This window comes from Rothia mucilaginosa (genome assembly GCF_901875305.1).
Taxonomy (GTDB): Bacteria; Actinomycetota; Actinomycetes; order Actinomycetales; family Micrococcaceae; genus Rothia.
This window is the reverse complement of record NZ_CABFLY010000004.1, coordinates 187,157-211,869: the sequence shown is the minus strand read 5'-3', so window position 1 is coordinate 211,869 and position 24,713 is coordinate 187,157. Positions and strand designations below refer to the sequence as shown.

The 24,713-nt window shown below is 57.8% G+C and carries 17 protein-coding genes and 3 tRNA genes; 4 read left to right on the top strand and 16 right to left on the bottom strand.

Going from position 1 to position 24,713, the window contains the following annotated elements:
• Positions 1-88 precede the first annotated feature (88 nt).
• From JX292_RS06330 to JX292_RS06305, 6 genes are all read right to left on the bottom strand, one after another.
• Positions 89-1,786, bottom strand: a complete 1,698-nt coding sequence (locus JX292_RS06330) for an ABC transporter family substrate-binding protein (RefSeq protein WP_204862683.1) — start codon at positions 1,784-1,786, stop codon at positions 89-91.
• A gap of 427 nt (positions 1,787-2,213) precedes the next feature.
• The gene (locus JX292_RS06325) at positions 2,214-4,307 is read right to left on the bottom strand and encodes an ABC transporter ATP-binding protein (protein ID WP_204862681.1); all 2,094 of its coding nucleotides are present in this window, start codon (positions 4,305-4,307) and stop codon (positions 2,214-2,216) included.
• Complete coding sequence (locus JX292_RS06320; RefSeq protein WP_204862680.1) at positions 4,307-5,284, bottom strand: ABC transporter permease; 978 nt, start codon at positions 5,282-5,284, stop codon at positions 4,307-4,309. The genes JX292_RS06325 and JX292_RS06320 overlap by 1 nt, the downstream gene beginning before the upstream one ends.
• The gene (locus JX292_RS06315; RefSeq protein ID WP_204862679.1) at positions 5,281-6,276 is read right to left on the bottom strand and encodes an ABC transporter permease; all 996 of its coding nucleotides are present in this window, start codon (positions 6,274-6,276) and stop codon (positions 5,281-5,283) included. The genes JX292_RS06320 and JX292_RS06315 overlap by 4 nt, the downstream gene beginning before the upstream one ends.
• A 525-nt stretch (positions 6,277-6,801) precedes the next feature.
• A complete protein-coding gene (locus JX292_RS06310; protein ID WP_239653673.1) occupies positions 6,802-8,604 on the bottom strand; it encodes an MDR family MFS transporter in 1,803 nt (600 codons plus the stop codon).
• A 157-nt stretch (positions 8,605-8,761) separates the two neighbouring features.
• Entirely contained in the window at positions 8,762-9,439 is a 678-nt protein-coding gene (locus JX292_RS06305) for a TetR/AcrR family transcriptional regulator (protein WP_204862678.1), read from the bottom strand.
• Between the two features lie 168 nt (positions 9,440-9,607).
• Between JX292_RS06305 and cls the strand changes: the two genes are divergently transcribed.
• Positions 9,608-11,086, top strand: coding sequence for a cardiolipin synthase (gene cls, locus JX292_RS06300; RefSeq protein ID WP_204862677.1), 1,479 nt, complete (start codon positions 9,608-9,610; stop codon positions 11,084-11,086).
• 60 nt (positions 11,087-11,146) lie between these two features.
• The gene (locus tag JX292_RS06295) at positions 11,147-11,704 is read left to right on the top strand and encodes a hypothetical protein (protein WP_204862672.1); all 558 of its coding nucleotides are present in this window, start codon (positions 11,147-11,149) and stop codon (positions 11,702-11,704) included.
• 333 nt (positions 11,705-12,037) lie between these two features.
• On the opposite strand, the gene JX292_RS06290 is transcribed toward JX292_RS06295, so the two are convergent.
• Complete coding sequence (locus JX292_RS06290) at positions 12,038-13,234, bottom strand: RNase H family protein (RefSeq protein WP_204862670.1); 1,197 nt, start codon at positions 13,232-13,234, stop codon at positions 12,038-12,040.
• Positions 13,235-13,490: 256 nt separating this feature from the next.
• Between JX292_RS06290 and JX292_RS06285 the strand changes: the two genes are divergently transcribed.
• A complete protein-coding gene (locus JX292_RS06285) occupies positions 13,491-13,769 on the top strand; it encodes a putative quinol monooxygenase (protein ID WP_204862668.1) in 279 nt (92 codons plus the stop codon).
• A gap of 89 nt (positions 13,770-13,858) precedes the next feature.
• Here JX292_RS06285 and JX292_RS06280 read toward each other — a convergent pair whose 3' ends face one another.
• Complete coding sequence (locus JX292_RS06280) at positions 13,859-14,881, bottom strand: 2-oxoglutarate dehydrogenase (protein ID WP_204862666.1); 1,023 nt, start codon at positions 14,879-14,881, stop codon at positions 13,859-13,861.
• Between the two features lie 283 nt (positions 14,882-15,164).
• Entirely contained in the window at positions 15,165-17,009 is a 1,845-nt protein-coding gene (gene ilvD, locus JX292_RS06275; RefSeq protein ID WP_204862664.1) for a dihydroxy-acid dehydratase, read from the bottom strand.
• Positions 17,010-17,400: 391 nt separating this feature from the next.
• On the opposite strand from ilvD, the gene JX292_RS06270 reads away from it, so the two are divergent.
• Positions 17,401-19,218: an alpha,alpha-phosphotrehalase gene (locus JX292_RS06270; RefSeq protein WP_204862663.1), complete on the top strand. Its 1,818-nt coding sequence runs from the start codon at positions 17,401-17,403 to the stop codon at positions 19,216-19,218.
• A 133-nt stretch (positions 19,219-19,351) separates the two neighbouring features.
• Here JX292_RS06270 and JX292_RS06265 read toward each other — a convergent pair whose 3' ends face one another.
• The 7 genes from JX292_RS06265 to JX292_RS06235 form a co-directional block, all read right to left on the bottom strand.
• Positions 19,352-20,296 (bottom strand): ABC transporter substrate-binding protein, encoded by a 945-nt coding sequence (locus JX292_RS06265; RefSeq protein ID WP_204862661.1) that lies wholly within the window; start codon positions 20,294-20,296, stop codon positions 19,352-19,354.
• Between the two features lie 5 nt (positions 20,297-20,301).
• Positions 20,302-20,994 (bottom strand): ABC transporter permease, encoded by a 693-nt coding sequence (locus JX292_RS06260; protein ID WP_204862659.1) that lies wholly within the window; start codon positions 20,992-20,994, stop codon positions 20,302-20,304.
• A gap of 5 nt (positions 20,995-20,999) precedes the next feature.
• Positions 21,000-21,725, bottom strand: a complete 726-nt coding sequence (locus JX292_RS06255) for an ABC transporter permease (protein WP_204862652.1) — start codon at positions 21,723-21,725, stop codon at positions 21,000-21,002.
• On the bottom strand, positions 21,722-22,657 hold the full coding sequence (locus JX292_RS06250) for an ABC transporter ATP-binding protein (protein WP_204862650.1): 936 nt from the start codon (positions 22,655-22,657) through the stop codon (positions 21,722-21,724). The genes JX292_RS06255 and JX292_RS06250 overlap by 4 nt, the downstream gene beginning before the upstream one ends.
• A gap of 250 nt (positions 22,658-22,907) precedes the next feature.
• A tRNA-Phe gene (locus JX292_RS06245) sits at positions 22,908-22,980 on the bottom strand.
• A 73-nt stretch (positions 22,981-23,053) separates the two neighbouring features.
• A tRNA-Asp gene (locus JX292_RS06240) sits at positions 23,054-23,127 on the bottom strand.
• 69 nt (positions 23,128-23,196) lie between these two features.
• Positions 23,197-23,269, bottom strand: a tRNA-Glu gene (locus JX292_RS06235).
• Between the last annotated feature and the right edge of the window lie 1,444 nt (positions 23,270-24,713).

The following is a 24,713-nucleotide window of genomic DNA, read 5'->3' as shown; positions in this document are numbered from 1 at the left end:
AGAAAACACAAAAGTGTCCACCCGAATAATCCGGGTGGACACTTTCACAGCTCTAGGTCATTCACCTAGCGGGTGAGGGAATGAGGACTTACTTAGCCCAACCAACCTTCTCCCAGGGAATGCCGGTGCCCTGGTACAGGGACACACCGTAGTTGCGCAGGCCCTTCTTCACGAACTTGTACTCGGGGCCGTTGAACAGCGGAACCAGCACAGCAACCTCAGCCATGTGCTTCTTCTCAATCTCGTTGCAAGCCTGGTTACGTGCCTTGTCGTCAGAGATGAGCTTCATCTTCTCAACCAGCTTGTCAATCTCGTCGGTACCGGCATCCTCAGGCTTCTCACGCTCATAGAACTGCTGGGTAGCCTGGGTTGCATCCGGATCGGTCAGACCGTAGCCCGATGCGGTAGCGTCATAATCCTTAGCCTGCATTGCCTTGCCGAACTCGCTAGCAGCGCGAGCATCCAGCTCAACGTTAATACCGGCAGCCTTCAGCTGCTGCACAACAGTCTGAGCCACAGCCTTAGAGGTGGGGTCCTCGCCAAAGACAGAGTACTTGAAAGTAGCCTGCTGGCCGTCCTTCTCGTAGAAGTCGCCCTTCTTGGTGTAGCCAGCCTCTTCCAGAATCTTGGAAGCTGCAGATGCATCGTTGTTCGGAGTCGGGTAAACGTCCTGGTAGTACTCAGAGAAGGGCATGTGAATCATCGAGCCGGGCTGCTTCTCTTCGTAATCCAGACCCTGGAAGCGCACCTTAGAAATAGCTTCGCGGTTCAGGCCAGCCATAACCGCACGGCGCAGGGCAACGTCCTTCATGCGGGCGGGGTTCATAATCATACCGCCGGAGAAGAGGCGAACACCGCGACGCATCTCAGTGTTAGAAACTTCCTTCAGCTCCTTGTAGCTTGCGGCAGCCGTAGCAGGAGCAACGTCAATTTCATCGTTCTTGAATGCTGCACGCTCAGCGGCGGAATCCATCTGACGGAAGACGATGCGCTCCAGAACGGGCTTCTGGCCCCACCACTTCTCGTTGCGGGTCAAGGTCAGGGTCTTCTCGGAGGAGTTCCAGCCACCCTCTGCAATGGTGAAGGGGCCGGCAGCGTACTCGGGGTGCGGGTTATCCACGAAACCGTTGTTGAAGAGTTCCTTATCCAGCAGAGCAGGGTGCAGAATCTCAGCAAAGAGGACGTTCACCGGGTAGTATGCTTCAGCGAAAGTAACCTTGACCTTGAAGTCGTCGCCGTCACGTTCCACGGAGGCAACGCTACCGTAAATACCGCTGGTCTCAATCTTGTAATCGCCGTCAGTGCTCTTAAGGATGTTCCAGGTAGCCTGCAGAGCCTTGTAGTCGATGGGGGTACCGTCGTTGAACTTAGCCTGGGGGTTCAGCTCGATGGAGACCACGGGCACGCCGTTCTCCTGAGACACATTGAAGCTCTTAGCAAACTCGGGAGCCAGGGTGCGCTTACCCTTGGGGTCTGCCTGCCAGATGCCGTTGTAGTATACGGGGCTCAGAGCAGCCTGGGTGTACGAGGTACCGCCGGTGCCAAGGAGGTTGAAGTCAGGACCAAGCGAAGTCACGGACAGGCGCAGAGTACCGCCCTGCTTCAGGTCCGAAACAGCAGCCTCAGCCATATCGTAGAGTTCCTTAGCATCAGTACCTGCGGTAGCGCCTTGGGTGGATGCCTTGGAGTCCTTCGACGAACCGCACGCAGCCAGTACGCCCACAGCGCCCAGCGCTGCAGCGCCACCGAGAACGGTACGACGATTCAGGATGAAATTCTTCTCCATGAGAGTGTCCTCTTATATGTATGACCCTCAATAATCCGCAGGAAAGCATCAAGGATTCCCTGCTCATACGCCACCCAAAGGTGCGGTGAGCGATGAATTAGTGCCGGTCTATGAATGTGTTCCATCGGGTGCGCCATTAGCGACGCGCCCCTACGGTTAATTATTACGCACCGTCCGTTCAGATACCCTCCCATAAATATTCATATCTTGAATGGTGAGAAAGGTTACGCCTAGTCAGTGCAGTTTTGTCCGTTTTCGGGGCTGTTTCAGTGCCTAGCACCACATTCTGAAGGTCGGAGCGTCTCACCAGGTGACAGCCCCCGAGCTGTGCATCCACGCCGGTATCGGGCATAAAAAACCCGAGGGGCGAACATCCACTAGATATTCGCCCCTCGGCACACATGCGACTTTTCAGCCGACTCTAGAGCTACACCATGGCCGCTTCGGCTTCAGGGTAGTAGCAAGCATATCCGTGATCCTCACCCTCAACGTGAGTAATCTCGGGCATCTTCTCCAGGCAACGCTGCTTCTTATCCTCAGGCAACAGCTTGAAAATCGGGCAACGGCTCGAGAAGCCGCAACCCTGCGGAGCGTTCACCGGGGTGGGCAGATCACCTTCCAGCATGATGCGGTGGCGGTTAGCCTCAACCTCAGGATCGGGAACCGGGATAGCCGAGAGCAGAGCACGAGTGTACGGGTGAATCGGGTTGTCGAACACGCGGTCCACATCACCAATTTCCACAATGCGGCCCAGGTACATCACCGCGACGCGGTCGGAGGCGTGGCGAATCACCGCAAGGTCGTGAGCCACCATCAGGTAGCTCAGGCCCAGGTTGGCGCGCAACTCCTCCAGCAGGTTAATCACGCCCGCCTGAACCGACACGTCCAGTGCCGACACCGGCTCGTCCAGAACCACCAGCTTGGGGTTCACGGCCAGGGCACGGGCGATACCGATACGCTGACGCTGACCACCCGAGAACTGGTTCGGGAAACGGTTCACGTGATCGGGCTGCAGGCCCACCGTGCGCATCAGCTCAACAACGCGCTTCTTAATTTCGGACTTCTTCATACCCTGGTTCTCCAGGGGCTCAGCCAAAACCTCGAAGACGGTGAAACGCGGGTCCAGGGCACCGGTCGGGTCCTGGAACACCATCTGCTGGTTCTTACGCAGTGCAAGAATCTCACCGGCGGACTTACCGTCCTTGGTGGAGACGCCGTTAATCAGAATCTCACCATCGGTGTCCTTGTTGAACTCCATGATTTCCAGCAGGGTGGTGGTCTTACCACAACCGGACTCACCCACGATGGAGAAGCATTCGCCCTCGCGAATATCGAAGGTTACGCCATTGACGGCCTTCACGGTACCCACGCGGCGCTTGATGAGAGCACCCTTCATGAGCGGGAAGTGCTTCTTGACGTTACGCACCTCCAGCACAGGAGCGCGCTCCTCACGCGGAATACCGTGATACTTCGAGACCGGGGGTTCCGGAACCGGGTACAACTCGTCAGCAGTCTTACCGACCAAATCCTGAGAGATAGTGCAGGCCGAGTAGTGACCTTCGCCGACGCCTTCCAGCAGCTGCAGCTCAGGCTCGCCGTTGGAGTCCTGGCAACACTGGCCACCACTCTTAGCAATGGGGCAACGCGGGCGGAAGGAGCAGCAGGTCACGGGCTTAATCAGGTTCGGAGGGGTACCCTCAATCGGAACCAGGGAGACCTTCTCAGAACGGTCCACACGCGGAACCGCACCCAGCAGACCAATGGTGTACGGGTGGGAGGGATGCTTGTACAGGTCCTCTGCCTTGGCAATCTCCACCGGCTTACCGGCATACATCACCAGAATGTCGTCAGCCATGCCCGCCACAACACCCAGGTCGTGGGTAATCATGATGGTAGCCGCGCCGGTCTCCTCCTGGGCCTTCTGCATGACCTCCAGCACCTGCGCCTGAATGGTCACATCCAGTGCGGTGGTGGGCTCATCAGCAATCAGCACACGGGGGTCGTTCGCGATGGCCATAGCGATCATGATGCGCTGGCGCATACCGCCCGAGAACTCGTGCGGGAAAGAACGCAGACGATCAGCCGGCGAGGGGATGCCCACCATGCGCATCAGCTCAATCGAACGGTCCTTGATAGCCTGCTTGCTCATGCCCTTGTTGTGGACCTTGAGCACCTCGGCAATCTGGTCACCAATGGTGTACACGGGAGTCAGCGAGGACAGCGGGTCCTGGAAAATCATGGAGATGTGCTTGCCGCGGTAGGCACACATTTCCTTATCGCTCAAGCCCAGCAGCTCGGTGCCGTTGTACTTAATCGAACCGGTGATATCCGCGGTGGTCGGATGCAGACCCATGATGGCCATCGAAGCCACCGACTTACCGGAACCAGACTCACCCACAATACCCAGGGTCTTACCCGGGTACAGGTCAAAGTTCACACCGCGCACGGCGTGCACGACACCGTTTTCGGTGTTGAATCGGACGTTGAGGTCCTTAACGCTCAGAACGGGAGAGGTGCTCATTAGTTCTTCGCCTCCTTCTTCTCGTTCTTCTTAGACTTCTTGATCTTACCGACCGACATGGAGGTCGGGTCGAAGGCGTCACGCAGACCATCGTTCATGAGAGCCAGCGGGCCGACCAGCAGGAAGAAGAACAGAACCGGGAACCAGAACATGTGCGGCAGAGTGTTAATCTGCTGCGAAGCATCCGAAATCAGCGAACCCAACGAGTAGTTCGGGTACTTAATACCGATGCCGATGAAGGAGTAAGCAACCTCGGAGAGCACAGCGTTCATGATGCCGCTGGTGAAGTTCAGAACCAGCAGGGAGCCGATGTTCGGCACCAGGTGACGCATCACAATCTTGAGGGGGTGCACGCCCATGTAGCGTGCAGCCTTCACAAAGTCGCGGCTGATGAGAGACTGCGCCATTGCACGAATCACACGGGCGCTACCCATCCAGCCGAAGGCAATCAGCACGGCAGCGAGCAGAATCCAGGTCGGCACGCTCTTCTGGATCTGCTTACCAACCTGACCGTTGATCAGGATAGCCAGAATCAGCAGGGAGGGAACCATGATGAGGGTTTCCAGGATGAAGAGCATAATCTTGTCGATCCAGCCACCGAAGTAGGCCATCACACAGCCGTACACTGCGGAAATCAGCACGGTTGCCAGACCAACAATCACACCAATCTCAAGGGAGGTCCACACGGCCTCCACCATCATGGCGAACACATCATTACCAGCAATGGTGGTGCCAAACCAGTGGTCGGCGCTCGGGCCTTCACCCAGGGCCATGTAGTCAATGTCGTTCGGCTTGTACTTAGTCAGGTACTTACCAAACAGGCCAAACAGGCCCATACCGATAAAGACCGCAAGGCCGAAAACAGCCGCCTTGTTACGCAGGAAGCGGCGCAGAATAATGACGTTCTTGTTGATGACCTTGAAGTCACCATTCTCCTGTACCACCGGCACGGAGGAAGTTGCAGTTACCTGGCTCATGAGATCCTCACTCGGGGGTCAACGACGGTAGTCGCAATATCAGCGATGATTGCACCAACGGCAAAGAGGGCGGAACCGTAAGCGAGAGTCACCGTCGCTGCGTTCACATCCTGCGAGGAGATGGAGTCAATCGACCACTTACCGATACCGGGCCACGCGAACACACTCTCCGCGAAGAATGCACCCGCGAAAATCAGCGGAATCTGGTAAGCGATGGACTGCGCCACGGGAATAAAGGACACGCGCAGAGCGTGACGGGTAATAGCCTGGTTACGGGTCAGACCCTTAGCGCGAGCGGTACGCACAAAGTCGGCGTTCACGTTATCGAGCAGGTACTGACGCTGAGCAATCTGGTAGCCAGCCCAACCGAAGATGGTCATACAGAAAGTCGGCACAATGTAGTGCGCCGCCATATCGAGGGTGATTTCCCAGAAGCCAGTTAGACCCGGCGTCGAAATACCGGTCACGTAGAAAATCTTCTCTCCACCATTAGCAACAGCAATGTTGTTGATAGTGGTCGCGCCCTGCTGCACCACGAAGTATGCAACGGGGGCGGGGATGATGTAAACCAGGTAGGAGTAACCGGTAATCACACGGTCAGAGAACTTGTACTGGCGAGCTGCCGAATACACACCCAGAGCGATACCAATCACGATGGACAGGAGGGTTGCGACCAACAGCAGTCGGGTCGAAACCCACACGCGCTGGCCAAACTCCTGGTTGATGTACGCGCCATTGGGGCTACGACCCCAGTCGAACTTGGTCACGACGTTGGTCAGCCACTGCACGTAGCGGTCCCAGGGGTTCATCTCAGGGTCAAGACCCAGTGATGCGAAGTTGCGGTTCACCTGCTCAGGACTGGGCTTCGGAACCTTTTCCTGCTCCAGCAGAGCAGGCTTCAGGGCAGTAACCGCAGCAAAGTAACCCATTGTGGTCGTAATAAAGACCATGACGAGATACGTCAGCGATCGCTGGAGGATGTACCTAAACATGGGACGGTTCCCCTCCTTGTGTAGATGTCGGTGTTAAGGCATGTGTGTCATGCTGTCCCAGTGCGCTGTTTCGTGATGACTGTCACTAGGAGCATAGTTACTTTATCTTATATAGCCCGTAACATTTCCACCAAACCCACATCGGGCGCTCTCACCCCTTAGAACACCCTGTACACAGGCTGGAAAGACCCTGTGTAAAAAAATACCCCGGAATTACCGGGGCAAAGGGGCGAATTAATAATTTTTACGAAAATTTTACTTCGGAAACATTCCCCACGACATAAGGACGTTATGACACTTTCGATAGGGGCATTATCAGGGTAAAACTCCACGTAAACCCACTAGTTCAGTGGCTAAACCAACAGGTCATAAAGCTGAAATAGAAGCTAAGGCTCACCTCAATAGTGCACTATCTCTCCATCCTCAAACTGGCAACACCCACGCACCAACGACAGACAAAACCCGGTGCCCCACGAGGTATCGACCCACGCAGGACACCGGGCATCAGCTCAACAAAATGCTAAGCTAGGCCTTCGCCTCCGGAGATGCATCCGAAGACTCCGAGGAACCGGACTCACCGACCACCGACTCAGCCGAAGCCTCCGAGCTCAACGACTCATCAATACGAGCACGAGCAGAGCCGTGCATCTCTTCAAGCTCCTGAGCATCCTGAACCGCCATCTCCGGAGTAATCACAGGAATAGCACCGGTCGCCGCACGAGCAACATCAACAGCAGGCTCAGTCTCCAGAGTCGTTGCGAGCGCATCCTCACGAATGAAGAGCAGAAGCAACGTAGACACCAAGCAGAGCGGCACCAGGTACAGGAACAGCGGAATCAGCGCATCGTTATACGCATTCACAATGATGCCGTGCACCGGCTCCGGCAGGGCAGAAACCATCTGCGGGGTAAGCGACGACGACGCGTGATCGCCCGAAGACTGCAACGCCTGCTTCGGCATACGCTCAGAAATCAGCGAAGTCAGACGCGAGGTAAATAGACCACCCACCAGGGATGCACCTACCGTCGAACCCACCTGACGGAAGAAGTTATTAGCCGCCGTCGCAGTACCCACCAGGCGCACCGGGAACGCATTCTGAACAATCAAGGTCAAGAACTGCATAGACATACCCAAACCGGCACCCATCACACCCAGGTACACGCAGAACAGCCAGGTCGGAGTCTCCAAATCCACCCGGGAGAGCAGGAAGAGACCAAAGGCCACAATCGCCGTACCCACAGTGACGTACGCCTTGTACCGTCCCGTCTTCGACACCAGGCGGCCGGTAATAATCGACACCACCAACAGAACACCCATCATGGGAATCATCAGCAGACCGGCCGCCGTAGCACTCACACCCAGCGCCATCTGCAGATAGGTCGGGATGTACTCCACCGCACCGAACATCGCCACACCCAGGGCCAGCGAAGCACCCAAGGTCAGCACAAAGTTACGGTTTTTGAACAGGTACATCGGCATAATCGGCTCAACCGCACGGTTCTCCACCGGGATAAACACCAGCGCTGCCACCACCGAGAAGACCAACAAGCCAATAATCTCAGGAGAAGTCCACTCGTACTGGTTACCGCCCCAAATCGTAGCGAGCACCAGCGCGCTCGTACCCGACATAAGAATCAGCGAACCCAGGTAATCAACGCTGTGCCTCTCACGGTCACGGAACGGACGGTGCGGCAACAGGAAAATCACCGCAAGAATCGACAGAATAGCCAGCGGCAAGTTCAGCCAGAACGCCCAACGCCAACCCGGGCCCTCAGTAATCCAACCACCAATCAGCGGGCCAGCCACCGAGGAGAACGCAAAAACGCCACCAATAACACCCATATAACGGCCACGGTCACGGGGAGGAATCACATCAGCAATCACAGCCTGAGACAGAATCATCAGGCCACCACCACCCAGACCCTGCAGAGCACGAGCCACAATCAACCAACCCATGCTATCGGCGAGCGCACCAACCACAGAACCAGCCATAAAGGCGACAATCGCGAAAATCAGGAAGGGCTTACGTCCAAACTGATCGGACAGCTTGCCGTAGACCGGCATCGTAATCGTCGAGAGCAGGATGAAAATAGTAATCACCCAGCTCATGTGCTCCACACCGTGCAGCTCGCCCACAATGGTGGGTAGCGACGGCGCCAGAATCGTCTGATTCAGTGAAGACATGAGCATCACAATCATCAGACCGACAAACATAGTGCGGATACGGTTCTTGCTGAGCGTCTGCGCACCCGTCGTGTGAGTACTCTGTTGCGCTGTGTCTTCTCCTGCAGGAGAGGACGCCGCACGGCTGGCGGGTTTCGAACTCATAATGACCTCTTCTAGTTATGTTCTGTGACTAATGCGTTGTCGTGCTGTGCGGTGGCGCGAACGCCACAAGATTCCGGGGCCTCCATGAGGTGCGCCCAGGAGTATTCCTCCGGTAAATTCGAAGCTGCCCCATCCCAACGGGCAGGATAAGGAGGCGCTATATCGCCGGGCGGCTCTGCTCAAAAAGCAGGAACTGGTAAGTCTTCACCGTCTGTCGGATACCGCGGTTAATTTCTTCCTCGTCCTCCAGGTGACGTGCGAACTCCAGCTGACGCAAAACCGCCGAGGCCAACTGCACCTTGGCGCGCGCACGCTCTTGCAGATGTTCAGTCAGCGGGTCCGACGGGGACCGGCGGGGGAAAGGACCACGACGCCCAGCAGCATCAAAAGCAACCCAGTCAATCGTATTCAGATACTCGGTGAGCACCTGCTCACACCGCATATGGTGCATCTTGAAGCGCTTGATTGAGTCGGGGAACTCACGACAGTGCGTCTGGAAGTCGTTGTTCTTGACCTTGATGTAGTAGAAGCTGTGGAAAATAATCTGCCACAGCAGGTGGGTGACACGAATAATCGTGTTTTCGTCCTCGTGGAGACGATCGGTTTCGAGGATCTCCTCGCTGACAACCGGCTCGCGCAGGCCCAGGACGGCATCTTCTTTAGAAGGGAAGTAATTGAAGAAAGTGCGGGGTGAAACCCCGGCCTCCTGCGCAATCTCCTCAACGGTAGTTCCGCGCATCCCGTGCTCACGGACGCGACTGAGAGCCGCTTCGTGGATGGCGCGCCAGGTCTGCTCGCGTCGTCGTTCTCGAAGACTCAGTTCCTTTTTCTGCATGAGTGCAATTATTACATCCCTGCATAAAATGCTCAAATGGACATCCACACCCCCTGCAACGACTTACCCCGTGCCTTTTTGTACTCTCCCCCAAACAGCACAGCCCCCTACATCAGACTGCGCACCCCGAACCCCGCATGAGTTCACCAACCACGGCATAATAGACGGGTGAATTTGTTTGCCCCCGCATACCTCGACTTCCTGCCCGACTGGCTCCGCATCACCCTCGGCATTCTCGATATCCTCATTCGACTCATTGCCCTCTTCTGGCTTCCGTACAACCGCAAGCCCGTGGTCGCCCTCGGCTGGCTCATGGCTATTTTCTTCATCCCCTACGCCGGATTCTTCGTCTTCCTCGTCTTCGGGTCCTCACGCCTACCCGCCTACCGACGCGCTCGACAACACGCCATGAACGACATGATTCGCGAGGCCACCGCCGGCACCCCCTTCCTGGCGCGCACCGACGACCTCTCTGATCCGGCGCTCGTAGCCAGCCAGCTCAACTACACCCTCGGCTCCCTCCCCCTCGTCGGCGGCAACCAATTCACCCTCCACACCGATAACCACCAAGCCATGGTCACCATGGCCGAAGAAGTCGACCGCGCCACCGAATACGTGCACTTCGAGTTCTACATCGCCGCCTACGATGAAACCAGCGCCGTACTCTGGGACTCCCTCTTCGCAGCCCACCGCCGCGGCGTGCAGGTGCGCGTACTCATCGACCACATCGGCTCACGGAAATACCCTTCCTACAAGCGTCTCGTGAAGATGCTCAACGAATCCGGCATGCAATGGAAGCTCACGCTACCCATCAAGCCCTGGAAACTCAAATGGCAGCGCCCCGACCTGCGCAACCACCGCAAGATACTCGTCGTAGACGGCCAGGTCGCCTTCTCCGGCTCGCAGAACGTCATCGACCGTTCCTACGACACCCCCGAAAACATCAAGAAAGGCCTGCGGTGGAAGGACCTCACGTTCTCCTGCACCGGTCCCGTCGTCGAAGAACTCAACGCCGTCTTCGTCTCCGACTGGTACTCCGAAACAAACCAGCTACTGCTCGCCGAAATTAACACAAACATTCCCTACGTAGGCGACGGGATGCGCGCCCAGGTTGTGCCCTCCGGCCCCGGTTTCGAAACGGAAAACAACCTACGCCTCATCAACTACATGATTTATAACGCCGAACGGCGCATCACCATCTGCTCCCCGTACTTCGTGCCCGAAGAAACCCTGCTTCAGGCGCTCACCAACGCGGCCTACTCCGGTATCGAAACCACCGTGATTGTGTGCGAAAAGGGCGATCAATTCCTACCCAACATGGCGCAACGCTCCTACTACGAGCAGCTACTCCAGGCCGGCGTGCGCATCCTTCAGTATCCCAGCCCAACCGTACTGCATTCCAAGTTCATGTTCGCGGACGACGACCTGGCATTCATCGGCTCCTCCAATATGGACCCGCGTTCCTTCTCACTCAACATGGAGGTTTCCACCTTCATCACCGACCGCACCATGGTCACCATGCTGGAGGAAGTCACGGCCGATTATGAAAGCAAATGCGCCGAGCTGCTGTACACCCAGTGGGCGGAGCGTCCGCGCCGCATCAAGGTGATTGAGAACCTCTGCCGGCTCTGGTCGTCGCTCCTCTAAATTGTTTTCGTGCGCTCGGGGACCGCATTTTTGTTCCCACACTGACCTAAGGATCCCAGATTGCCTCTCTTCATCCGTAAAGCACGCCGTAAGTTCGCAGAGCTCGACGCACACGACGTTGCCCACCGTATTTCCGCGTATACCTACGGTAATTTTCTGGTTCTAGCGGCGTTGCTGACCCTCTACGATGCAAAATCCATCTTTGACGGTACCGCAATCCTCTACATTGCGGGCACCGGCCTAACCACCTATATTGCCCACGTTATTGCTGAAATGCAGGAGTACCGGGTGCTACACGGCGGCACCCCTCCTCGTGAATTTGTTAAGCATGCACTACGCAACGCAAGCCCCATTCTTGGCACCACAGTGTACCCCGTCATGTTGCTGATTGTGGCCATGCTTCTGCCGTCTGGTGGCAAATATGACATCATCTTTGACCTCACAATTATTCTCTGTCTGGCAACCGTGGTGTGGCGTATTTTTAGCCTCAACTTCGTCATTGCTCACTACCGCGGTGAACCAATCTGCTGGCGTACTGTCCGAAGCGCAGTATGGCTCACCCTCGCCATTATTATTCTTGACATTATGAAGTTTATGTTTACTCACGCCGGTAAATAACCTCAAAGCTCCCCTAAAGCTCGGAATAACCGAGATCAGGGGAGCTTTCGTATCCTCACAAACGCACGGGTGTATCTAAATATACAAAGCATGGAAAATATACACCATGGCAGAACTACCGCTCAGGTTCACCGGGTATTCCCCGCTATCTCACTCCGCCAGGTCTCTATACTCCATCTGCCCTTGTCAGATGTTGCTTACAGGGATTACCCTACTGGCTCGCACCACCAGGTTTCAGCCGAAAAGGGCAAAAAGAAACACGCGAGGCCTCCACTCAATGCATAGATTCTATGCGGTGGACGCATCGCGCGTTTATTTCTACCCAATTCTATTCTAACGCCACAAACGGTTTCCCGTGTGAATTGAAGAAGGTTTAATCTGCATCCAGTCGGGAGCCATCAGACGAACCGCCTTCGCGCACCCCGCCAAAGCGGTAATAATCGACTCGCAGCGCTGATTGAATTCGCTTTGATGTCGTTTATCAACAATTTGCCCGGGAAAATGCCGATGCATTTTCGACACGGAGTCACTACTCTCCTGCAGGCCGTGGCCCGTATGGCCCGGAACATGCTTCACCAGCACACGCTTCTCACGAATTGCCTCGGTCAAAGCACGCATCTGCGCAACCACGCGTTCATCCTGCACGCCCTCCGAAGCCCAGGTCTCAAAAGCCCAACGACTATGAGCCAGGCGCAACACGAAGGTAATGGCACCCAACGAATCAGTGTTAATAATCAGACGACGCGAACCACTACGGAACACCGTGTAGGCGGCCAACACAGCCGAAAGCTCACCGGTCATGATATTCACACCGTCATAATGAGCATGAAAGTAGAAGCCGTCCTCACTCACACCGGCAATGCCCATGCGACCGCCACGCTGATACTTCTTGTTGTGCGTGGAACGAAACGAGCAGTCCGTAAAGACGCTGTAATCCTCCAGCTGTTCCAGCGGGCGAGGATCCAGAGCATCATGCACCATAGCGTCCACAGTCTCACGCGTACGGGTGACCTCAGCCTGCATCCGCTCATAGGCGGGGGTGCCGGCCAGCTTCACGTGCACCTCACCCAGAGAGTGATTATCGTAGGGGTCCAACACCTTCTCGAAAGCGCGATACTCCATAATCGTCTTCAGATGGTCGCAATCGCGGAACAGGTGCTTCAAATGCTTACGGTCAGCCGCAATCGTCACCAGGTTGCGACGGTACTGCTCCGGAATGTAATCCCAAGCAGCCAGCACAGCCCGGCCCAGCAGGCGGGGATGCACCTCATCGCAAGACTCCATGAGCGAATGAGTGTGCTGAAAAAGCAGGGGCTCCTCATTGATGACGGTACGGGTGCCGTCCTGCTTCGAAATAAAAACCACCGTCGACAGCGCCGAATAGCAAAAACCCTGCGCCTCGCGGTGTTCCTGAGCTACCGCAATAACAGCGACCCCTTGATTGGTGTACCCGGCCGGGTAGGAGGCACTATAGTCGGGTGCCTCCCAGGTCAGGGCGCATCGTTTGATATGAGCCGGTGAAAATACCAATGCGGTCACCTCCCGTGACTACCATTCCGCTTCTCCTTTCATGCGTGCGGATTGACTTACCTTTCTTTTATAGGTCGAAGCCGGAGGAGGCGCAAACATTTGTGAGAATTTTTTCCAGTCAGCGAAGGGTCAGCGGCCATCCGCTTCCACCGGGGTGGACATCCGCCGCGCCTGAACCACGCAACGGCCCCAAAGGTGTACCGTAAAAGAGTCATCAACGATGCGGCACCAGCCGCCCCTAACCGAAGGAGAAACCATGATTGGTGTCTACGCAGGACTGTCCGTCAAGCCCGAGCACGTCGAGGAATTCCTCAAGACCATTGAGCCGCTCGTAACCGCCAGCCGCAAGGACGAGGGCAACGTCAGCTACGACTTCGGTACTGTCTCCGAAACCGAGTTTGCTTTCATCGAGCGTTGGGAATCCCAGGCTCTGCTGGATACACACATGGCCACCGAGCACTTCCAGAAGGCTGTCGCCGCATGGGAGCCGCTACTCTCCTCCGAGCTGGACGTGCGTATCGTCAACTTCCGCTAAGTAGCCTCTAAACATACGGTGCCCGGCATCCCTTCCTCTGAAGGGTGCCGGGCACCGTGTACTTTAAGTCCCGAAAGCGAGCGCAATCGCTAGTGACGCTCCAGGCCAACCTCCACCGAATCAAGGGTAAAACCATGACCGGAGCTCACGCAGTGCACCTTACCGGTATTCACCGACTTGCAGGTGTACCCGTAGGCGGTCACCACTTGGCCAATCGGTAGGGTCATAATCTTCTGGGTGTCTACCGGCTCCGGGCTGGAGGTCTGACCCACCAGAGAGGCCTCCGCGGTGTCCTTGTTCAGGTGCACTCGCTGCTGCGGCGCACCGGTCGCGGCGTCCCACCCCGGCAAGGTAAGGGGCACCATAGCCTGACAGTCCACACCTCCAGGCTTGATGGCGCAAGCTACCTTACCGTCAGCGCTGGCGAAGCGCAGAGTCTCAACGGTTTTCGCCTGCTCCCCCTGACCAAAAGTGCCGCCGCCGTACGCCTCAGCGAAAGTCAGCGTGCCCGACAGCATACGGGTCGTAGCGGGAATAACCGCCAGGCGAGGCTTCTCGGCACTACCGCTCTGGGTAAAGCAGGCCGCCGTCACGTAGGCGCGGCCCTGCACCTGGGTTGTGCACTGGTACCACTCCACCGAGGCGGTGCCGTTCTGGCTCTTACGGTTATTGAAAAGACGGATCGTTTCCTGAGCCTTCGTACAATCGGATCCGTCATACACGTAGATACCGGCGGAATCCCCCAGCAGGCTCGTCACGCCGCAACGGGATCCGGGATCGGTGGTCTGGGCGCTCGAGGTGGCAAAGGCCGCCTCATACTCGGCATCGGTGCTCGGCTCAGCGGTGGGAGTTGCAACCGCATCAAAGGTGGCCGGCGCATCCAACCCGAGGGGAATCTGAACCGTGTTAGCCTTCCACGCACCGTCAGCGGTCTGGAAGAGGGTCTTCGCATCAACAGATGCCGTAGGGGTAGCCGCCGAGGTGATCGGAGCAGAATCAGAGTATTCTTCGTGGGCGGCACACGAACTCAAAGTTAGTGCGCCGATGCAGGCCAAAGCGGTTAGTGCGCGGCGCGTCAGGGGACGCCGCACACGTGCAGGTAGGGTAAGCATGAATGCCAAATCCTCACAGGTACGGTGGGTGCAATGTATTTGAGTGGTTGTGCTGAGTCGGTGAATACAAACCGGGTGCTCCTACACCCTACTGCAACCCAGGGAACCTCGCAATACACCTCGCCGAGAACCCACAAAAGAGAGCTACTACCGATAAGGGTAGTGCCCTACACCACATGTATGTGGTGTAGGGCACTACCCTTATCAGACGCCACGCTGAGGCATCCCACTACATCAGAGACCGGCCGCAACGCACCAGCCTCACGACCATCAAGTCAGCGACTTAAGCATCCTCAGGCAGGATACGCACGCCACCCTTATCGGCCGAAGCAGCCAGCATGCCGTACACCTTCAGCGCGTTCGACACGTGACGCTCACGCGGCTTCGACGGACGCCACGGCGCGGCACCCTTCGCCTCGCGGCGAGCAGCCAGCTCCTCATCCGAAACGTTCACGCGCAGGATGCGGTTGTTCACGTCAATCTCAATCTCGTCACCGGTCTGCACCAGGCCGATAGCGCCACCAGCAGCAGCCTCCGGGGAAATGTGGCCAATCGAGATGCCCGAGGTACCACCCGAGAAACGACCGTCAGTAATCAGTGCGCACTTCTTACCCAAGCCCAGGCCCTTCAGGTAGGAGGTCGGGTACAGCATCTCCTGCATACCCGGGCCACCCTTCGGACCCTCGTACTGGATGACGACGACGTCGCCCTCCTTGACGTTCTTCGACAGAATCTCGTACACAGCCTCATCCTGGGACTCGACCACGAAGGCACGACCCTTGAAGTGGAACAGTTCCTCATCGATGCCGGCGGACTTAATGATCGCGCCGTTCTGGGCAATGTTGCCGTACAGGACCGCCAGGCCGCCATCCTTGGTGTAGGCGTGCTCGACCGAACGGATGCAACCGTTCTCGGAGTCAGTCTCGTGGGACTCGTACTTGTTCGCGGTCGAGAACGCGCGGGTGGTGCGCACGCCACCGGGGGCTGCCAGGAAGAGGTCCTTGGCCTTCTCACTGGCCTTGCCGCCGCGGATGTCCCACTCGTCCAGCCACTCGTCCAGCGAATCCGCGTGAACAGAATGAACGTTCTTGTGGAGCAGGCCGGCGCGGTTCAGCTCACCCAGCAGGGCGGGGATACCGCCGGCACGGTGCACATGCTCAATGTGGTACTTGGTGGAGTTCGGGGCAATCTTCGCCAGGCAGGGAACCTGACGCGAGATACGGTCGATGTCGTCCAGGGTGAAGTCGGCGCCCGCCTCGTGAGCAATCGCCAGGGTGTGCAGCACGGTGTTGGTCGAACCGCCCATCGCCACATCCAGGGCCATGGCGTTCTCGAACGCCTCCTTGGTAGCAATCGAGCGGGGCAGAACCGACTCGTCGTCCTGGTCGTAGTAACGCTTGGCCAGCTCAACGATGCGGCGGCCAGCGTCCAGGAACAGCTCCTTACGAGCCACCTGGGTAGCCAGAGTCGTGCCGTTACCGGGCAGGGCCAGGCCGATAGCCTCATTCAGGCAGTTCATGGAGTTTGCGGTGAACATACCAGCGCAGGAACCGCAGGTGGGGCAGGCGTTCTTCTCAACCTGGGCCAGCTCCTCATCGCTGACGCTGTCGTCAACAGCCATCACCATGGCGTCAATCAAGTCGAGGCGGTGCTCCACGATGCCCTCGATGCCGGCACCGGACTCCATCGGGCCACCGGACACAAAAATCGTGGGGATGTTCAGGCGCATAGCAGCCAGAAGCATACCGGGGGTGATTTTATCGCAGTTCGAGATGCAGACCAGGGCGTCGGCACGGTGCGCGTTCACCATGTACTCGACCGAATCCGCAATCAGGTCGCGCGAAGGCAACGAGTACAGCATGCCGTCGTGACCCATAGCAATACCGTCATCAACAGCGATGGTGTTGAATTCCTTGGCGACGCCACCCGCCTCACGGATAGCACCGGCGACCAGTTCACCCATGTTCTTCAGGTGCACATGACCGGGCACAAACTGGGTGAAAGAGTTAGCGATCGCAATAATGGGCTTGCCGAAATCATCGTCACCCATACCGGTGGCACGCCACAGGGCGCGAGCACCGGCCATATTACGGCCGTGAGTTGAAGTACGTGAACGCAGTTCGGGCATTTCTAAACCTTCCGTAGTGATGCAACTACTGATTCTACGCGCGGCGTCCAACGCTCTTCAGCTCAGGGTCACTTTGGTTCCATGCATCGAAACGCGCACAAGCCTGCAACCACCAATCGGGGGGAGAGTTGAGGCCACGGGGGTTGTGCCGGATCTGCGGCAGAATTGCCCCCTTTGGGGTAGATGGGGGATATCACCCCATTATGCCCCCTAATCTGGAATGAGCTCAGGTTGCAGGCGGCGATATTCAGTCGGCGAACGCACCAGGAGGCGGCGGGCTGCTGTGTCTGCCGCGTACAGACCTCGTTGTGCATACGTAGCACCGGCGCGGTTCGTATCCAACACACTGATTTATACACACTGAACCCTGCTTACGTTTCAGAAGGTTTCGATGACACAGGCACCCACCGCATCACTCACCCTCACCCCGGCAACCACCCCGGCAGGCGGCAAGGACTTCGCGTCCTCGGTGATCTACCAGGTCTACCCCAAGTCCTTCTACTCCTCGGCCGGTGGCGCCTACGGCGACCTGCGCGGCATTATCGAGAAGGTGCCCTACATCGCCTCCCTGGGCGTGGACATGGTGTGGTTCAACCCATTCTTCGCCTCCCCGCAGAACGACAACGGCTACGACATCTCCGACTACTACGCCATCAACCCCGACCTGGGCACCATGGAAGACGTCGAAGAGATGATTGCCGCCCTCGCCGAGCACGGTGTGGGCGTCATGTTCGACATGGTGCTCAACCATGTTTCGACCGAGCACGAGTGGTTCCAGCGTGCGCTCGCCGGTGAGCGCAAGTACTGGGATTACTTCTACATTCGCCCCGGCAAATACACCGAGGACGGCCAGCTACGCGAACCGACCAACTGGGAGTCGAAGTTCGGCGGGCCTTGCTGGTCCCACTTCGGCGAGTACACGGACGAGCACGGCACTCCCCTGTTCTACATGCACCTGTACGACCGCACCCAGGCGGATCTGAACTGGTACAACCCGGTCGTGCGCGACGCACTGTTTAAGGTCGTGAACTTCTGGTACGACAAGGGCGTGCGCGGCTTCCGTTTCGACGTTATTAACGTCATCGGCAAGGGTGAGGAGCTACTCGACGCCCCCGAAGGAACCGTGGACAAGGCACAATACACCGATACCCCGATTGTGCACACACGCATTCAGCAGCTGAACCGCGCCTCCTTCGGTCAGCACGACGACACCGTGACCGTGGGCGAAATGTCCTCGACCAGCATCGAGAACTGCCTGGGTTACTCCAACCCGGTAAACCACGAGCTAGACATGGTGTTCAGCTTCCACCACCTGAAAGTGGACTACGAGAACGGCGAGAAGTGGTCAAAGGTGCCGTTCTGTTTTGCCGAGTTGAAGCAGATTCTGAACGATTGGGCACTGGGTATGCAGGCTGGCGGCGGCTGGAACGCGCTGTTCTGGAATAACCACGATCAGCCTCGCGCGCTGAACCGTTTTGGTGACGTTGAGCGTTACCGTGCCGAGTCGGCGACCATGCTGGCGACCGTGATTCACCTGCTGCGCGGCACCCCGTACGTGTACCAGGGCGAGGAAATCGGCATGATTGACCCGGTCTACTCCTCCATCGAGCAGTACATGGATGTGGAGGCGCACAACGCCTACGCGATGCTGCGTGAGCGCGGTCTGAGCGAGCAGCAGGCTCTGGAGATTGTGCGCGCGAAGGCCCGCGATAATTCGCGTGTGCCGATGCAGTGGACCGCTGATCCGGCAACCGCCGGCTTCGGTTCCGAGTCGCCCTGGCTGGCTCCTGCCCCGGTGCGCGATGCGGCGACCGGTGCCGGTATTTCGGTGGAGGACGAGGAACGCGACGGCGTTATCCTGCCCTACTACCGCAACCTGATTGCCCTGCGTAAGCAGTACCCGGTCATCTCTGCGGGTTCGTACGCGCCCTACGCGCTGGATCACGAGCGGGTGTTTGCGTACCTGCGTGAGCTACCCGCCGAAGGTGACACTGAAAACGATAACCCGGCGCAGCGTCTGCTGGTGCTGACGAACTTCTACGGTGAGCCGACCGAGGTTGAGGTTCCGGCTGAGTTCGTCCGTTCCGGTCGCGTGCTGGTGTGTAATTACAAGAAATATACGGTCGATTCCGCCGCGGCTGATTCGGCTGAAACGGTGACGCTGATCCTGCGCCCCTACGAGGCTCTGGCGCTGCTCGTCGAAGGCTAAAAGCGGCTCTGTGCCTCTCCCCTAGCTTGCGGGTAAAGAGCACTATAAACCGACCTGGCAATATTCTATTTCAAGAATATTCCCAGGTCGGTTTGATTTTATCCATACTTGTCAAGGAATTTTAGGAGGTGCTCTAGAAACCCCGCTCGCCCAGCCACCAGGCCGCCGCCTGTGCGGGTTCCTGCTTCAAGGTGCCAGCCACGCGGTCGTTAAGAACGCGAAGGTCGGCAGTGGTGAGCTTCTCCGAAACCCGGTTCAGCACCTCCACGGCGCTCTCGGGCACCCGCGAAGTATTCACGATGGGCAGCACCTGCTGGGCCAAAATCATATTCTTTGGGTCTTCCAATACCACCAGCTTATTCTGCTCAATCGCGGGGGTCGTCGAGTAAAGATCAACCACCTGCACGGTATCATCCAGCAGGGCCTTGACGGTCAGCGCGCCGCCTCCATCCGAGAGGGGTACGAACTCAGCGGGAACGCATCCGTACTTCTCCTTCAGGCCCGGGATACCGTAGGCGCGCTCGGCGAACTCGGGGGCCGCGCCGAGCTTGAGGTCGGTGCAGTGGGAGGCGAGATCCTCAAGGCTTCGCAGACCGTATTTTTGGGCAGTCTGCGCGGTCACGACGAGGCTGTCCTTATCCTCGGCGGCGGAGGCCTTCAGCGCGCGCAACTCACCGCCGCGAGTCTGCAGGGTACTCAGGGCCGCGGGCAAAGCCTGCAGAATTTCCTCGGCGGTCGAGGCGGTGGCCTTCGGGTCGAGGTAGAGCAGCAGGTTGCCGGAGTAATCCGGAATGACGTCCACCGCGCCGGAGGCGAGCGCCCCCAGGTAGGCCTCGCGCGCGCCGATGCTCAGCTGGGTGCGGGCATTAAATCCCGCCTTTTTGAGCGCCCCGGCGAAGATTTCAGCGAGAATCTGGGATTCGGCGAAGGCCGCCGAGCCGACGACGATTCCCTCGTGATCGCCGCTGAAGACGTTCTCACCGCTGAGCCCGCAGGCACTGAGAAGACCCGTCACGCCGAGCACTCCGGCAGCGCCCAGAACGGTGCGACGCGAGAAGATATGAGGCTTCTGATTCATCGGATTCATGCCTTCCTACGATTAATAGCGAGCCCCGCGGGGGTGAGCCAGCGCTGCACGAGGCCCATGAGCGCATCCACGACGAAGGCGAGAAGCGCCACGAGCAGGGTGGCGACCAGCATGCGCGGGTAGTCGCGCACCGCCAGGCCGTCAAAGAGGTAGCGACCGAGGGTTCCGCCGCTCACGTAGGCGACGATGGTGGCCGTCGCGATGACCTGCACGAGCGCGGAACGCAGGCCGCCCAGCATCAGCTGTAATCCCAGCGGAATCTCAACGCGCGTAAGAATCTGCCATTCGGTCAGGCCCTGGGCGCGGGCCGCATCCACCAGCTCTTCGGGAACGGAGGCGAGGCCCTCCAGCACCCCGGAAAGCAGTGGTGCGGCGGCGATAATGACCAGTACGACCAGGGAGGGGACAATCGAAATCCCTAGCCAGAGCGCCACGAGGGTGAGCAGACCGAGGGCGGGTAGGGCTCGGCTGGCGCCGACGAGGGTCGTCAGCAGGTTGGCAGCCCAACGACGCGAGCGGCTCCTGCGGTGTCCCGCCCAGAGGCCGAGCGGAACCACCAGCGCGGCCGCGCAGGCGACGGCGAAGAACGTGATGCCCAGGTGTTCCAGCAGGCGCGCAGTGATACCATCGCTCCCCTGCCAGCGGGAGGCATCCCCCAGGTAGAAGAAGGTGCGTTCGATAACGTTCACGGTGGTTACCTCCTTCTTTCAGCGGCACGCCAGGGGGTCAGGATACGGGTCAGCAGCATGAGGAGGCCGTCAAGCACGAAGGCCATGCCCAGGCTCAGGGCGACACCCACCAGAATCTCAGAGGGAATATCGCGCGCTAGGCCGTCGGTGAAGAGGGTGCCGAGCGAGGGCACGCCGATGAGCGCACCGACGGAGACCATGGCGATATTAGAGACGGTTGCCACGCGCAGGCCCGATAGAATCACGGGTGCCGCCAGGGGCACCATCAGTTCGCGACGTGCCTGGCCGGGTGTGTATCCGAGGGCTCGGGCCGATTCGTAGAGGCTGTCTGGCACGGAGTCGAAGGCATCCACACCGGCACGCACCATGAGCGAGAAGCTGTACACGCTCAGCGCGACCAGCACGTTCATCGGGGAAATAATCGAGGTTCCCAGGACGAGCGGCATCAGCACGAATAACGCGATGGAGGGAATCGTGTACAGCAATGAGGAAAGGTATAGGAGGATCAGCGTGCCGGGGCGACGTCCGCCTTTCGAGGCGCGGCGACGGCTGGCATAGTAGGCGACGGGCATGGCCAGGGCCGCCCCCACCGCGACGGGCACGACTGCCTGGTAGAGGTGGTTGAGGGTGAGCTCCAGGATGCGCCGACCATTGGCCGCGACCCATTCCCAGTGCAGGTCACCGGCCGCTAGAGGAGGTGCACTCAACAGAATAGATTGAAGAACGCTCATTCGTTATCCATGCCTTTCGGGGCGTGTTCTTGAGCCTCTCGGCGCATTCCCTCGAGGCGACGAGCACGCGCCTGACGCACCGTGCGCTCATCGAGCAGGCCGGCGACAGAGCGGCTCACGAAGGAACGCACGAAGTCATCGGCCGGACTGTACAGAATCTCTTCGGGAGTTCCGTACTGGGCCAGGCGACCGCCCTCGGCAAAGACGGCGATGCGATCGCCCAGCAGGAGCGCCTCGTCGATATCGTGAGTCACGAACACGATGGTCTTACCCAGGCGCGCCTGCAGATGCAGAAGTTCGCGCTGCAGCTCGGTGCGCACAATCGGGTCAACGGCCGAAAAGGGCTCGTCCATGAGCAGGATGGGCGCATTGGCGGCAAGGGCACGAGCCACGCCGACGCGCTGCACCTGGCCGCCGGAAAGTTGGGCCGGGTAGCGGTCCGCGTAGCCTGCGTCCAGGCCCACCAGCTCCAGCAATTCCACGGCACGGGCGCGCGCTTCACGACGCGACATTCCCTGAAGCCGGGGCACGGTAGCAATGTTTTGAGCAACGGTGCGGTGCGGCATGAGGCCACCGTTCTGCATCACGTATCCGATGCCTCGGCGCAGCTCGTAGGGGTTCTTCTCGTGCACGTTCACGCCGTCAATGGTGATGGTGCCGCTATTGGGCTCCACCATGCGGTTAATCATGCGCAGACTAGTGGTTTTACCGCAGCCGGAGGGGCCGACGAATACGGTAATCTGCCCGGCGGGAATATGCAGGTTCAGGTTCTGCAGTACCGTGGTGGGTTCACCGGTTCGACTCGGGTAGCTCTTGGTGATGTTGTCGAAGCGGATTCCGCCTGCCTGAGCGCTGTCGGCAACCGCATTTTTTGCCCAGGGAATCTGGGGTGAGCTCTCCGGAGGCTGTGTACTGAAATTCTGGGCAGTCATGGGTGCGGCAATCCTTTCTGCAACCCGTTGTATGCACTCTTTCAGCAGAAATTATCGAGTAGCTTCCTGCTGGGCGTTTCTACAGTGAGTGTGGTGTACCTGTTCTGTACATAGACCGTATATAAAAAGGCGGCACCCCAGGGTTTTATTCCCAAGATGCCGCCCTTTCGACAGTTTGCAGTATCTGCAACCGCCAAGTGTTTTAAAAAACAAAACCTGCCCCACTGTAGAAGCCTGGAGGCGGATTTCGTGGCTCCGACCGGCGTCGATCCGGTGACCTTACGATTTTCAGTCGTACGCTCTACCAACTGAGCTACAGAGCCTTGCGTATTTAGTTTTAGATACGCAATGACCGCGTCTTCGGATGAGTAATCATCTGAACTTACGCGGCCAGAGCGACCCCGACGGGACTTGAACCCGCGACCTCCGCCGTGACAGGGCGGCGCGCTAACCAACTGCGCTACGGGGCCTTGTTGGAATCAACAGGAGTAAATCCTACATCATCTAACTTGGCTTTGCAAACCGATATGATTTGCAAGTACCCCCAACGGGATTTGAACCCGTGCTACCGCCGTGAAAGGGCGGCGTCCTAGGCCGCTAGACGATGGGGGCCTAGTCGATCGAACAGGTTCTTTATTCATCCCGTCGTTCGAACCTCCACTAGTCTACGCTAGGTTCGGAAGAGCGCGCAAATCGTATTGTTCGATTTTGGGGGTTTCCGAGGCTGATACGCAGGTATTTATGTCCCAGGACACCATCATTTAAACATGTCAGAACAAATTATGTGAAAAATAAAAAATTTTTAAATTTTCTTCGAAATCCCTCTTGGATGCGGTTTTTGAGGTTCAATCCCCCTCCACGCCCCCCAAGCTACCCTTATATAGCCCCAAGGAATTGCCGACAGGAGAGATGCTCACGGAGATACCCACCTAATCACTCCAGCCAACCTGGGCCACATACAGCCACTGACGGTCGCACTGACAGTCGAGTAGGCGCTTTCCCACAGGCCTGCCGAGAGCGGCACCTGCCGGAAATTCATGAAGGCGCACACGCACTCAAAAAATCCGCATCCCTCCCACCCTCCGTCGCCTCGCATCTCGCACAAGCGCCCCGCGTGCATGCCTAAATTTATGGAGTGACCTCGGAAGTACTTTTGCCCTTTTCGACATTTACTAAAATGCACTTTGTGCATATTTGGCAAAATAGTCATTTATCCGATGCGCATATCAAGCGCATATTTAGTAGCGCGCTATGTGAAAGTGCACTTTTTGAAGAAAAGTATTCCCTGCGTCTCGCAAGTGTGCACCATAATGCAAATATTCACTCCAGGGAATACAATAAACCGGCTTGTCAGAGGCATATTTTTACGCCAATGCACCTAAAGCGGGATTTATGACGACACACAAATATAAAGATTTGATAAACCTCTAGCGATTGACAAGGCGAGATAATATTCGCCTCAAAATAGCCCCCAATATTGCTTGAAGCACCCTCTTTGAGCACCGTACTATAGGAGACGTGAGATCGCTTCCGGACCTCACGGGACCACTTCCGAAAGTCCCAACGACGAAAGTCACCGCACATTATTTACCGATAAACCGTATAGAGATCTGATGGGGGATCCAGCGTCGGCAGCAACGCCCGCCACGAATCACCGCGTGACAGGCACGGGCACCATCCCGTACGAAAGCATGCAACCTGGATCCTCCAACTGTGTCCATAGCTCGCTGAGCGCGTCAAACATGCCACGCCACCAGCAGCATCCCCCAGGTCTGAATAAGTGTGCGCGGTCCACACGCCGTAGGACCGCGTGCTTGTTTAGAGAGCTAATCTTGGTGTTTCTTTAGCTTTCTAGACCCCGTTAGAGGACGCGCCGCACGTGGAGCCACTGCATGGGTTCGCCGCGCGTCCAGGGTAGCCGGAGGGTATGTCCTCGAGTGTCTTCGGCACCTACCCCGCCCACCCCGCATTACCTCATGATGCGGGGTGGGTTTTCTTTACCCCCTCCTCGCCTCCCCAATTTCCCGCAAGAGACAAAAATCGACCCCGCACCGGC